Raw genomic sequence first — 11,948 nt, forward strand, 5'->3', positions numbered from 1 at the left:
AGCGGGAGGGGAGCGAGACTTGGCGGCTTTGCCGCCTAGTCGCAGCGGGGTGGGCAAATGCCTGACCTCCCCCCCATCCGCGAGGTCATCCAACGCCACAACCTCGCCGCCTCCAAGGCGCTGGGGCAGAACTTCCTGCTCGACGAGCAGCTCCTCGCCCGCATCGCCGCGCTGCCGGGCGACCTTGCCGGACAGGCGGTGCTCGAGGTCGGCCCCGGCCCCGGCGGCCTGACCCGCGCGCTGCTCAGGGCCGGAGCCCGCGTCACCGCCATCGAGATGGACCGCCGCTGCCTCCCCGCGCTCGCCGAACTGGGCGACGCCTTCCCCGGCCAGCTCACCGTGATCGAGGGCGACGCGCTCAAGCTCGATCACAACGCGCTGATGCAGGGCGAGCCCTTCCACGTCCTCTCCAACCTCCCCTACAACGTCGGCACCGCACTGTTCGTGCGCTGGCTCGGCGGGGAGAGCTGGCCGCCCCTTTGGCGCTCGCTCACTCTCATGTTCCAGCGCGAGGTCGCCGACCGCATCGTCGCGCCCGCCGGAGACGACGCATATGGCCGCCTCGCCGTGCTCGCCCAATGGCGCTCCGAGGCGCGGCTCGCGATGAAGGTCCACCGCAGCGCCTTCACCCCGCCCCCCAAGGTGATGAGCGCGATCGTCCACGTGACCCCCGCCGCCATGCCCGAGGGCGTGTCGGCCCTCACGCTCGAACGCCTCACCGAAGCCGCCTTCGGCCAGCGCCGCAAGATGCTGCGCCAGAGCCTCAAGGGCGTGCCGGGCGCGCTGGAGGCCCTCGCCACCCTCGGCATCGACGAGACCCGCCGCGCCGAGACGGTCAGCGTGGCCGAGTTCGTGGCGCTGGCCCGCGCCATGCCCCGCGTGAAGGGGTGAGCCGCGCCCCGTGTTGGAGACACATGAGACACTGTCCAGGGGCGAAAAAGTGGCCCTTCCACCGACACGCTGTTCTGGCGAGCGAGAAGGGGAAAAAGGCGGGCCATAAGGGCAAGCCTGCCTCACGCGAGGCGAGTAGGAAAGCGCTGTTTTTCAGGGCGGTGCGGCGCGCTCAACCCAACTGCGGGCAGGGATTGGTCCGCGCGGAATAATCGAAACCCCAGGTGCGATAACCGCTCGCATCGATATGGAACCGCCCGTCGGGGTTTTCGAGCGGGCGGGCAGGATCGAAATAGGCCCCCAGCCCCATGCGCGATGCCGCCCCTGCCTTGCGCTGCATGGCGCAGAGATCGGCGAAGAGCTTGCGGAAATCGCCGCCACGCGCCGGAGCGACGAGATCGAGCGCCTTGAACTGCCGATGCGTGCTGCGCGGTGCGCCGCCGAGGCAGGTGTTGAGCGCGGGCGAACGCCAGCTCGATACCACTTCGACCCGCCCAGTCACCGGCACCACCTTGTCGCGCACCAAACGCAGCGCGGGCACGATATTCGGCCACTGCTCGCGCGGGGGCAGCGCGAAATAGCCGCCCTCGCAGTGCGCGGCATTATCGGCATCGATCCGTGCAAGCTGCCAGACCGGGACGACATCGGTGACGCGCTGCTTGGCGAGAAAGGCCTTGAGCGCGGCGAATTCTCCCGCCCTTGCGCGGTCAGCACGCACCCACGCATCAAAGGCCGCGCGCGAGGACGGCTCGGGCCCGGCCTCGACCGCCGAGCCGAGCGCCGTCCATCCGGCGACAAGCGTCAGGAAAAGCAGGGCCTTGCGCATCGCGCGCAAGAGTGGATCAGCCCGCCTTCTTCTTCAAGCGCCATGCATGGAGCAGCGGCTCGGTATAGCCGCTCGGCTGCTCCACGCCCTTGAAGATCAGGTCCTTCGCCGCACTGAAGGCCGCGCCGTCCTCGTTGCCGGTGAGCGGCTGATAGAGCGGATCGCCCGCGTTCTGGGCGTCGACCTTGGCGGCCATGCGGGCGAGCGAGTCCATCACCTGCGCCTCGGTGATCACCCCGTGCAGCAGCCAGTTGGCGATGTGCTGCGAGGAGATGCGCAGCGTCGCGCGGTCTTCCATCAGGCCAACATCGTTGATGTCGGGCACCTTGGAGCAGCCCACTCCCTGATCCACCCAGCGCACCACATAGCCCAATAGCCCCTGACAGTTGTTGTCGAGCTCCTCGCGGATTTCCTCCTCCGACCAGTTCGCGCCGTCCGCCAGCGGGATCGCCAGCAGGTCGTCGAGACCCGCGGGTTCGGGCAGGTGCTTCTGCACGTCGAACACGTCAATCTGGTGGTAGTGGAGCGCGTGGAGCGTCGCAGCGGTGGGGGACGGGACCCATGCGGTGTTGGCACCCGCCTTGAGGTGGCCGACCTTTTCGACCATCATCTGGCCCATCAGGTCGGGCGCGGCCCACATGCCCTTGCCGATCTGCGCCTTGCCCGAGAGGCCGTGGGCAAGGCCGATGGCGACGTTGCGCGCCTCGTAGGACTTGAGCCACGCGCTGGACTTCATGGCGCCCTTGCGCAGCATTGGCCCGGCGCGCATCGAGGTGTGGATTTCATCCCCGGTGCGGTCGAGGAAGCCGGTGTTGATGAAGACAATGCGGTCTTTCACTGCGTGGATGCAGGCGGCGAGATTGGCCGAGGTGCGGCGCTCCTCATCCATCACGCCGACCTTGATGGTGTGGCGGGGCAGGCCGAGCAGGTCTTCCACCGCATCGAACAGGTCGTTGGTGAAGGCGCATTCCTCGGGCCCGTGCATCTTGGGCTTGACGATGTAGATGCTGCCGGTGCGCGAGTTGCCGAACCTGCCGTGGCCTTCGACGTCCAGCGTGCTGATCGCGCTGGTGAAGACCGCGTCCATGATGCCCTCGGGGACTTCAGAGCCGTCGGCGAGGCGGATCGCCGGGTTGGTCATCAGGTGGCCGACATTGCGCACGAACATCAGGCTGCGGCCCTTGAGGGTCTGCGTGGTGCCGTCGGGGGCGGTGTAGCTCTTGTCGCCCGCGAGGGTGCGGGTGAGCGTGCGCCCGCCCTTCTCGAAGCTTTCCGACAGATCGCCGCGGATGATGCCGAGCCAGTTGGTGTAGGCGAGCAGCTTGTCCTCGGCATCGACCGCCGCGACCGAATCCTCGCAGTCGGCGATGGTGGTGAGCGCGGCTTCGACGATGATGTCGGCGATGCCAGCGGGGTCATTGCGGCCGATGGGGTGGCTGCGGTCGATCACCAGTTCGACATGCAGGCCATTGTTCTTGAGGATGATCGACTTTTCCGTCCGCCCGACAATCTCGCCGCCGCCAAGGCTGCCCCAGGCGATAATGTTGCTTTCGAGGATATCGATGGAGGCCGCTTCGAGTTCTGCCCAATCGCCAACGATTAGCGGGAAGGTTTTGTCCAGAAACGCCTTGGCAGCCTTGATCACAGCGCTCCCTCGCGCCTCGTCGTACCCGCCCGGCCGCGCGGGCGCCGCATCGAGCGCATCGGTGCCGTAGAAGGCATCGTAGAGGCTCCCCCAGCGCGCATTCGCCGCATTGAGCAGGAAGCGCGCGTTGAGGATCGGAACCACCAGCTGCGGCCCGGCCATCGTCGCGATCTCGGGGTCGACGTTCTGCGTGCCGATCTGAAAGTCGCCGGGCTCGGGGACGAGGTAGCCGATCTCCGTCAGGAACGCCTTGTAGGCAGCGGCATCGTGGGGCTTGCCCGCGCGTTCGACATGCCACGCGTCGATCTGCGCCTGCAGCGCCTCGCGCTTTGCCAGCAGCGCGCGGTTGCGCGGAGCGAAGTCGGCGAGGAGCGCGGCGAAGCCCTGCCAGAAGGCGTCCACGTCGCGCCCGAGCGGGCCAAGCACCTCGCGCTCAAGGAAGCCCGCGAGGGCGGCGTCCACGGCAACTCCGGCGCGGGGGGTCATGTCAGTCATCGGTGTCCTCGTCGGTTGAACAAACCCGGGGAGGAGAGGACGCGAGCGCCTATGGCAAAGGGGAGAGGCGATTGCAACGCCTTGGCCCCGCGCGCTGGCGCGGCTAGAGGGTGAGGATGGACGGGACCTCGGGCACATTCGACACCGCCGCGATGCTGGCGCAGGTGCAGGCGTGGAGCGCGGTCAACACCGGCACCGCGAACCTCGCCGGGCTGGCCGAACAGGCGGACATGCTGGCCGAGGCCTTCGCGGCGCTCCCCGGCGAGGTGGCGCTGGTGGATCCCGCTCCGGTCACCGCAATCGCCGCCGACGGCAGCGCTTACGAAAAACCCCACGGCCAGCATCTGGTGGTGCGGGTGCGACCGCAGGCGAACCGCCGGATCCTGCTCACCGGCCACATGGACACAGTGTTTCCGGCGGATCACCCCTTTCAGCGCCAGACGTGGCTCGACGGCGAGACCCTGAACGGCCCCGGCGTCGCCGACATGAAGGGCGGGATCGCGGTGATGCTCCACGCGCTGCTGGCCTTCGAGGCGAGCGCCGCCGCCTCCAGCCTCGGCTATGATGTGCTGATCAACTCCGACGAGGAGACCGGCTCGCTCGCCAGCGCCGCGCTGATTGCCGAGCTGGCGGCGGGCAAGCTCGCCGCGCTGACCTACGAGCCCGCGGCCCTCCCGGACGGCACGCTGGCGCACGAGCGCGGGGGCACCGGCAACTACTCGATCACCTTCAGCGGCAAGAGCGCGCACGCGGGCCGCAACCCGCACGAGGGGCGCAATGCGATTGTCGCGGCGGCCGATCTGATCCTGCGGCTGAAGGCGCTGGAGACGCCCGAGATCACCATCAACCCCGCCAAGCTCGAAGGCGGGGCAGCGAACAATGTCGTGCCCGATCATGCCGTGCTGCGCTTCAACGTGCGCCCCCGGACGGTCGAGGCGGGCGCGGCGTTCGACCACGCTCTCAACCACTTGCTGGTCGACATTCAGACCGCCCATCAAGTCGCCACCCACAAGCACGGCGGCGTCACACGCCCGCCCAAGAAGGTGGACGCGCGTGCCCAGCAGCTCTTCGACCTCGTCCGCCAATGCGGCGCGGAGCTGGGCCAGACGATCCGCTGGCAATCCACCGGCGGCGTGTGCGACGGCAACAACATCGCTGCCAGCGGCGTCCCCGTGGTCGACACCATGGGGGTGCGCGGCGGCGCGATCCATTCGCCGGACGAATACCTCATCGTCCCCTCACTTGCCGAACGCGCGGCCCTCAGCGCCCGCGTCATCGAGCGTCTAGCTCAGGGAGCCCTCCAGTGACCTTCCGTCTGCGCGCCGCGCGCCCCGCCGATCTCGAAGCGCTCTACGAAATGGCCAAGCTCACTGGGGGGGGCTTCACCAACCTCCCGCCCGACCGCGCCGCGCTGAAAGCCAAGCTCGAACGCGCCGCCGCTGCCTTCGCGCGCGAGGACGATACCCTCGCCGACGAGCAATTCGTGCTGGTGCTCGAGAATGCCCGCACCGGCGCAGTGCGCGGCACCTGCCAGCTGATGAGCCAGGTCGGCCAGCGCTGGCCGTTCTATTCCTACCGTCTCAACACCCTCACCCAATATTCGCAGGAACTGGACCGCACGGTGCGCGCCGAGCTTTTGAGCCTCGTCACCGATCTCGAGGGATCGAGCGAGGTCGGCGGGCTGTTCCTGCACCCGGGCGAGCGCGCCGGGGGCCTCGGCCTGCTGCTCGCCCGCTCGCGCTATGTCTTCATCGCCATGCACCGCGCGCGATTTGCCGACCGCATCCTTGCCGAGCTGCGCGGCATCATCGATGAACGCGGCGGATCGCCCTTCTGGGACGGGGTCGCAGGGCGCTTCTTCGGGATGAGCTTCCAGGACGCGGACTATTTCAACGCCATCAACGGCAACCAGTTCATCGCCGACCTGATGCCCAAGCACCCGGTCTATATCGCGATGCTGAGCGAGGATGCGCGGTCGGTGATCGGCGTCCCCCACCCCACCGGCCGCGCGGCGATGCGGATGCTGGAGGAAGAAGGCTTCCGCGCCGAAGGCTATGTCGACATCTTTGATGGCGGGCCGACGATGACCGCGCGCACCGACATGGTCACCAGCGTGAAGAACGCGGTCCACGCCACGATCACCTCGCTCACCGCGAGCGAAGGCGAGCGCGCGATCCTTGCCACCGGACACCTGGGCACCTTCCGCGCCTGTTTCGGGGCGCGGGTGCTCGACGGGGAAGGCGGCATCGCGATCGACAGCGCGAGCGCCGATCTGCTCGACGTCTGCGAGGGCGACAAAGTGTGGAGCGTGGCGCGCTAGGCGGCGGGTTTTTCCAGCGCAATCACCGTGTAGCTGGTGGCATATTCGCCCAGAACCGGAACCGCCATCAGCGCGTCGCCCACCAGCTTCTTCGGCCCCGAGCGCCCGAAGCCTGACCGGTCGAAGCGCACAATCCTGAGGTCCGCCACCTCGGCCAGCCTGCGGAAGGTCGCGGTGTCGAGCTGGTTGACATAGGCCTGCTCGGCAAAGCTCTCCCACTGCGTCCACTTGTTGGGTTTCTTGGCGCCATCCGGGCCGAGATCCCAGTGGCGCGGGACGAAAGCGGGATCGTCATAGATCGCCGCCGCCGTGCGGAACATCGCCTTCTCGCCGAACAGCACGTGGCTCCACGGCACCGGGATCAGCGCCTCCATATGCGGGCCCCACGGGCCCTTGAACGGGAACCATTCGAGCAGCACCCGCCCGCCCGGCCGCAGCACCCGCGCCCAATCGGCGAGGATCGCCGCCGGGTTCATCACGTGCTCCATGCAATCGAAGGCGGTGATCAGGTCGACGCTCGCGTCCGCCAGCGGCAGGCCCGCGACGTCGCCCTCGATGAAGCGGAGGCTGGCCTGCCACTCGGGATGCTTCGCGAGTTCGGCCCTTGCGCGATCAAGCGCGGCGGTGTCGATATCCACCCCGGTGATCGAGCGCGCGAGGCCCTTGGAGGCGAACAGGAAGGCCAGCTGCCCCGCACCGCAACCGAAATCGAGCACATCGCGCCCGCGCAGCTCCTCGTCGGAGAAATGCCGCCAGCTGGATGTCAGCGCAGCATCGCGCCATTCGGCATAGGTGCCGATATCGGCCATCTTTGCCTCGGGCGGCTTCATCAAGGCGCGAGCGATCGCGGTGCATGCTCTGGTGCGGATATCCATGGGCGCCATGGCTACATTGGACACGGGGCCCATGTCGTCTAAGGAAACGGGCCATGGAGCAAAGCGGCACACCTCTCACGGAAATCAACTTCGACGGGATAGTCGGCCCCTCGCACAATTATGCGGGGCTGAGCCTCGGGAACATCGCCAGTGCGAGCCATGCGGGCGATCCGTCCTACCCGCGCGCGGCGGCGCTTCAGGGCGTGGCGAAGATGCGCGGGAACCTTGCGCGGCTGGGTGTGCAGGGCTTCCTGCTGCCGCTGCCGCGCCCCAACGGGGCCTTGCAGCAGGCGCTGGCCTTGGACGGCACCGAGCCGCCGCAGCTGCGCGCAGCGCCGTGGTCGGCCTCCTCGATGTGGACGGCGAACGCGGCGACCGTCTCGCCCGCGCCCGACACCGCCGACGGGCGCTGCCACCTGACTCCGGCGAACCTCGTCACCATGCTCCACCGCGCACAGGAGTGGCCCGACACGCAGGCCCAGCTGAGGATCGCTTTCGGCGACACGAAGCACTTCGCGGTCCACGATGCCGTGCCCCCGACCTTCGGCGATGAGGGCGCGGCCAATCACATGCGGCTGTGCGAATCGCACGGCGCGCCCGGCGTCGAGGTGTTCGTCTACGGCAAGCCGGGCGGCCGCTTCCCCGCGCGCCAGCACGATCAGGCCAGCCGCCTCGTCGCCCGCGCCCACGGCCTTGCGCCGGAGCGCACCGTCTTCATCGAGCAGAACCCCGAGGCGATCGCGGCGGGGGCTTTCCACAATGATGTGGTGTCCGTGGCGAACGGCCGCGTGCTGTTCACCCATGCCGAGGCCTTCGCCGACCAGCACGGCGCCTATGACGCGATCCGCAAGGCCTTCCCTGCGCTCGAGGTGGTCGAGGTGCCCTCCTCCGCCGTGTCGCTGGAAGAGGCGATCCGCACCTATCTGTTCAACGCGCAGCTCCTGACGCTCCCCTCGGGCGAGATGGCGCTGATCGTGCCCGAGGAATGCCGCGAGAGCCCTGCGGTGTGGGGCTGGGTGGAGCAGATGCTCGCCGGCAACGGCCCGATCCGGCAGGTGATTCCGGTCGACGTGCGGCAGTCGATGGCCAATGGCGGCGGCCCCGCCTGCCTGCGCCTCAGGGTGGTGTGCGACCCGGCAACGGTCGACCCGCGCTTCCTGCTCGACGAGGCCAAGGCCGACCTGATCGAGCGCACCATCGCCCAGCATTGGCCTTTGCAAATCGACCCGTCCGATATCGGGACGCAGAGCCTTGCGGACAGCGTGATTGCGGCACGGCTCGCCCTGCTCGATGCGCTTGACCTCGCACAGCTTGGTTAACGCATTTGCACGGCCCGCCGCAGCGGGCGTAAGGTTACGACACTGTTAAAGCGACTCAGCCTGCCGCGGAGTCGCGCCAAGGGTCGGGAGTCGCTATGCTGCGCAAGCTGGGAAGGCTGTTCGTGATCAAGAACCGCTTCGAGGCGTTCCTGATCATCTACGCCCTCGCCCTCGGCTCGACGATGCGGGGGATCGTCTATCTGCACGAATACCCCGGCTTCGGCGGCAAGCTCCTGTTCCTCGCAACCACCGGCGCGGTGTTCCTGGCGGGGGCGAAGATCCTCGATTGCCTGAAGCTGGAACGCGAAGTGAGCGAGCTTCGCGCACAGGCCCTGCCGCGCAACTAGGGCGAGCCGGCACACATGTGCCGACCCGCCCCGCTGTTCAGACCAGCGCCTTGCGGAAGATGATCTTGTCGTCGCCCGCGCTGTAGTAGTCGCGGATGCGTGCCTCGCGCTCGTAGCCGAGCATGTCGTAGAACCCGCGCGTGCGTTCGAACGCAGGGGTGCCCGAGGTCTCGACCAGCAGCACGCGCGCGCCCTGCCCGCCGAGGTCACTCTCGATATGCCGCACCAGCGCGGAGCCGATGCCCTGACCGTGGGCTTCCGGATCGACGCAGATGCACAGCGTGTTCCACGTTCCCTCGGTCAGCGGTTCGGGAACAGTGTAGGCAACGCCTGTGACGGTGCCCGTGTCGGCGACGATCCAGCGCTGGGTGTCGCTGTCTCCGACGAAGTAGGCGGCCGTCATGTCGTCCAGCATTTCGGAGGGAAACATGGCGTTGGCGTCGACCAGATGGGCAACGCGGGGCAGATCGCCGCGCATGAGCGGGCGGATGGCAATGTGTGTCATGGGTAAAGTCTTTCGGTGGATCTTGGTTACAAGAAACCGGTCGCCCGGTCGCTATGCGCCGGCGGTGGTCCGTGCAGAGGCTGACCAGTCAGAAGGTCAGCGGATGGATGCAATTGTAAGCAAAAAATCTCCGAGAATGGTGGGGGATTCTGTTGCTACGCTCCCCCGGGCGCCCGGTTTCCGATTCTGTTACCCGGTTCGGTCCGAACCGTGCTCAAAGCTTTGTAAATTCAGGCCGTTAGGCCGTCACATTACGCGGCGAGAGCAAGTGCTTCGTTGTCGTTGGCACTTATTGGTTTTGAGCCTTTAACGGGTTACTCAGCCCGAGCGAAAACTACGTCTTTCAACACACGTCGATCCTGGTTCGGCCCCATCAGCTGAGCCGCTCGATCGGCACGCTTCATGCGTGCTGACCGCGTTGCTCGGCCCAAGTGGTGGAGCCGCCGGGTACTGCCCCCGGGTCCGTTGCATCTATTGCACGCAGCAGTTTATCGCCATAGCCGGTCGAAACCGGCAGACGCGGATATAGCGCTGCATTTGTGAATGTGAAGTGTATCCCCCTCCCGCCTGCTGGATGGGAGCGAGACTTGCGAGCTTGCTCGCTAGTCGCAGCGGGGGGGCCTGCGAGCGGTCGCATGGGCCCACCCCCTACCCCTCCCGCAAGCGGGAGGGGAGACAAGCGCCCTACTTCTTCAGCGCATCCCGGATTTCGGCGAGCAGCTCGATCTCGGTCGGGCCGGCGGGTGCGGCGGGCTCTTCCGGCTTCGAGAGCTTGGCAGTCACCTTGTTCACGTAGCGCACCATCAGGAAGATGATGAAGGCGAGGATCAGGAAGTTGATGATGACCGAAAAGAACGCCCCGTAGCCGATCACGTTTGCCCCTGTCTGGCGCGCCACTTCGAGCGGAGAACCTTCGATCACGTCGCCCGACAGGATGAAATACCGGTCCGAGAAGTCGATATTGCCCAGCAGCGCACCGACGATCGGCATGATGATCTCGTCGGTCAGCGACTTGACGATATTGCCGAACGCCGCACCGATGATGACCCCGACGGCGAGGTCCATGACGTTGCCCTTGGCGATGAAGTCCCGGAATTCCGACAGCATGCTAGTCCCCTTTCTTCTATGCCGTTTACCATGTTCTGGCACTCGGCGCCGTAGCTGCCAAGTCTTGCAGGCGCCATCGTCCACCGCTTGAACCGGGTTTGAGGTGTGCTATATGCACAATACAGAAGCTTCAGCGGGCCACAGACCCCCGCGCCTTCAGGAGGGACCTTCGCGATGACATTCACCACCATGCTGCGCGGCGTGCTCGCGGCGGCGGCCGCGCTCAGCCTTGCGGCCTGCGGGATCAACTCGGTCCCCACCAAGGAAGAAGCCGCCAAGGCGCAGTGGGGCAATGTCGAGAGCGCGCTCCAGAACCGCGCGGACAAGATCCCCAACCTCGTCGCCGTGGTGCAGGCCGCCGCGATCTCGGAGAAGGACATCCTCCAGGGCGTGATCGACGCGCGCGCGCGGGCCACCTCGATCAACATCACCACCGACGACCTCTCGAACCCCGAAGAGTTCAAGAAGTTCAACGATGCGCAGAACCAGCTGACGCAGGCGCTGGGCCAGCTGCGCACCGTGGTGGAAAACTATCCGGTGCTCGCCAGCCAGCCGCGCTTTGCCGACCTGATGGTGGCGATCGACGAGGCCAACAACCAGATCAACACCGAGCGGGTGCGCTACAACGACCTCGCGCGTGACTACAACACCGAGATCCGCACCTTCCCCTCGAGCATCGGCGCGAACGTGATCCACGGAGCCAAGGCGCTCGAATATTTCGAGGCGGACGAGGCGGCCAAGGCCAACCCCAAGGTCGACATGAGCCAGATCACCGGCGGGGCCACCCCGGCGGCCGCGAACTGAGGTGGCCATCGCCCCGCTCGCCCCGCTGCGCTGGGCGCTGGTGCTGCTCGCGGGTCTGTTGTGGCTCGTTCTCGGGACAGCCGCCCAGGCGCAGGACTATCCCCCTCGCCCCGAGGGCCCAGTCTATGACGGGGCGAACATCCTCTCGCCCGCGACCGAGGCGAAGCTCGACGGGGAGCTGCGCGCCTACAACGCCCAGACCGGCCGAGCGATCATCGTCGCCACCGTGCCGAGCCTCGGGGGCGCTTCGATCGAGACCTATGCGACCACGCTCTACACCGACAAGTGGGGGATCGGCGGCAAGGATCGCGACGCGGGCCTGCTGCTGCTGATCGCGCCGGCCGAGCGCAAGATGCGGATCGAGGTCGGCTATGGCCTCCACGGCTATTTCGGCGGGATCATGGCCGGGCGCGTGATCAACGACGTGATCGCGCCGCGCTTCAAGGAGGGCAATTTCGACGCGGGCGTAACCGATGGGGTCGCCGCGATCCTCGCCCACCTCGCCAAGGCGCCCGAGGATGCCATCGCGATCGAGGAGGCAGCCCAGGCCGCGCAGGCGCAGAAGAGCCGCAGCGACGGGGGCTTTCCCTTCGGCGTGCTGATCTGGCTCGCCTTCATGTTCTTCTTCTTTGTCCTGCCGATCCTCGCCAGCATGGGGCGGCGGCGCAAGTACCGCTCCAAGGGGAACGGCCCGTGGGGCAGCCGCGGGCTCGGCGATACGGCGCGCGACGTGATTCTGTGGGAGGTCGGCAGCGCGATCGCGCGGGGGATCATCAACAATAGCGGTCGCGGCGGCGGGGGCGGAGACTGGGGC

At 67.2% G+C, this 11,948-nt stretch carries 12 protein-coding genes and 1 other RNA gene; 7 read left to right on the plus strand and 6 right to left on the minus strand.

What is annotated here, in order from left to right:
- Positions 1-57 precede the first annotated feature (57 nt).
- Positions 58-891 (plus strand): 16S rRNA (adenine(1518)-N(6)/adenine(1519)-N(6))-dimethyltransferase RsmA, encoded by an 834-nt coding sequence (gene rsmA / locus AX708_RS00820; protein ID WP_066525179.1) that lies wholly within the window; start codon positions 58-60, stop codon positions 889-891.
- Between the two features lie 172 nt (positions 892-1,063).
- Here the strand turns inward: rsmA and AX708_RS00825 are convergent, their stop codons facing one another.
- Positions 1,064-1,717 (minus strand): D-Ala-D-Ala carboxypeptidase family metallohydrolase, encoded by a 654-nt coding sequence (locus tag AX708_RS00825; protein WP_066525181.1) that lies wholly within the window; start codon positions 1,715-1,717, stop codon positions 1,064-1,066.
- A gap of 16 nt (positions 1,718-1,733) precedes the next feature.
- Positions 1,734-3,857 carry a malate synthase G gene (locus tag AX708_RS00830; protein WP_066525184.1) on the minus strand — a complete coding sequence of 708 codons (2,124 nt, stop codon included), beginning with the start codon at positions 3,855-3,857 and terminating at the stop codon, positions 1,734-1,736.
- 116 nt (positions 3,858-3,973) lie between these two features.
- Between AX708_RS00830 and AX708_RS00835 the strand changes: the two genes are divergently transcribed.
- Together AX708_RS00835 and AX708_RS00840 are read left to right on the plus strand one after the other, a co-directional pair.
- On the plus strand, positions 3,974-5,164 hold the full coding sequence (locus tag AX708_RS00835; protein ID WP_066525187.1) for a hydrolase: 1,191 nt from the start codon (positions 3,974-3,976) through the stop codon (positions 5,162-5,164).
- Positions 5,161-6,177, plus strand: coding sequence for an arginine N-succinyltransferase (locus AX708_RS00840; protein ID WP_066525189.1), 1,017 nt, complete (start codon positions 5,161-5,163; stop codon positions 6,175-6,177). Before AX708_RS00835 ends, AX708_RS00840 begins: the two co-directional genes overlap by 4 nt.
- On the opposite strand, the gene AX708_RS00845 is transcribed toward AX708_RS00840, so the two are convergent.
- Complete coding sequence (locus tag AX708_RS00845; protein ID WP_197425838.1) at positions 6,174-7,076, minus strand: bifunctional 2-polyprenyl-6-hydroxyphenol methylase/3-demethylubiquinol 3-O-methyltransferase UbiG; 903 nt, start codon at positions 7,074-7,076, stop codon at positions 6,174-6,176. The genes AX708_RS00840 and AX708_RS00845 overlap by 4 nt on opposite strands.
- 29 nt (positions 7,077-7,105) lie before the next feature.
- Between AX708_RS00845 and AX708_RS00850 the strand changes: the two genes are divergently transcribed.
- Both AX708_RS00850 and AX708_RS00855 read left to right on the plus strand, forming a co-directional pair.
- Positions 7,106-8,371 (plus strand): N-succinylarginine dihydrolase, encoded by a 1,266-nt coding sequence (locus tag AX708_RS00850; protein WP_066525193.1) that lies wholly within the window; start codon positions 7,106-7,108, stop codon positions 8,369-8,371.
- Between the two features lie 95 nt (positions 8,372-8,466).
- On the plus strand, positions 8,467-8,718 hold the full coding sequence (locus AX708_RS00855; protein ID WP_066525196.1) for a hypothetical protein: 252 nt from the start codon (positions 8,467-8,469) through the stop codon (positions 8,716-8,718).
- Positions 8,719-8,755: 37 nt separating this feature from the next.
- Here the strand turns inward: AX708_RS00855 and AX708_RS00860 are convergent, their stop codons facing one another.
- The 3 genes from AX708_RS00860 to mscL form a co-directional block, all read right to left on the minus strand.
- The gene (locus tag AX708_RS00860) at positions 8,756-9,223 is read right to left on the minus strand and encodes a GNAT family N-acetyltransferase (RefSeq protein WP_156443252.1); all 468 of its coding nucleotides are present in this window, start codon (positions 9,221-9,223) and stop codon (positions 8,756-8,758) included.
- A gap of 175 nt (positions 9,224-9,398) precedes the next feature.
- Positions 9,399-9,777, minus strand: a transfer-messenger RNA (tmRNA) gene (gene ssrA / locus AX708_RS00865).
- A gap of 130 nt (positions 9,778-9,907) precedes the next feature.
- Complete coding sequence (gene mscL / locus AX708_RS00870) at positions 9,908-10,330, minus strand: large conductance mechanosensitive channel protein MscL (RefSeq protein WP_066525200.1); 423 nt, start codon at positions 10,328-10,330, stop codon at positions 9,908-9,910.
- A gap of 174 nt (positions 10,331-10,504) precedes the next feature.
- Here mscL and AX708_RS00875 point away from each other — a divergent pair, with 174 nt between their 5' ends.
- Positions 10,505-11,134, plus strand: coding sequence for a LemA family protein (locus tag AX708_RS00875; RefSeq protein ID WP_066525202.1), 630 nt, complete (start codon positions 10,505-10,507; stop codon positions 11,132-11,134).
- Position 11,135: 1 nt separating this feature from the next.
- A partial coding sequence (locus AX708_RS00880) for a YgcG family protein (RefSeq protein ID WP_066525208.1) occupies positions 11,136-11,948 on the plus strand: 813 nt, incomplete at its 3' end.

Source organism: Erythrobacter sp. CCH5-A1 (genome assembly GCF_001557115.1).
In the GTDB taxonomy this organism is placed as follows: Bacteria; Pseudomonadota; Alphaproteobacteria; order Sphingomonadales; family Sphingomonadaceae; genus Erythrobacter.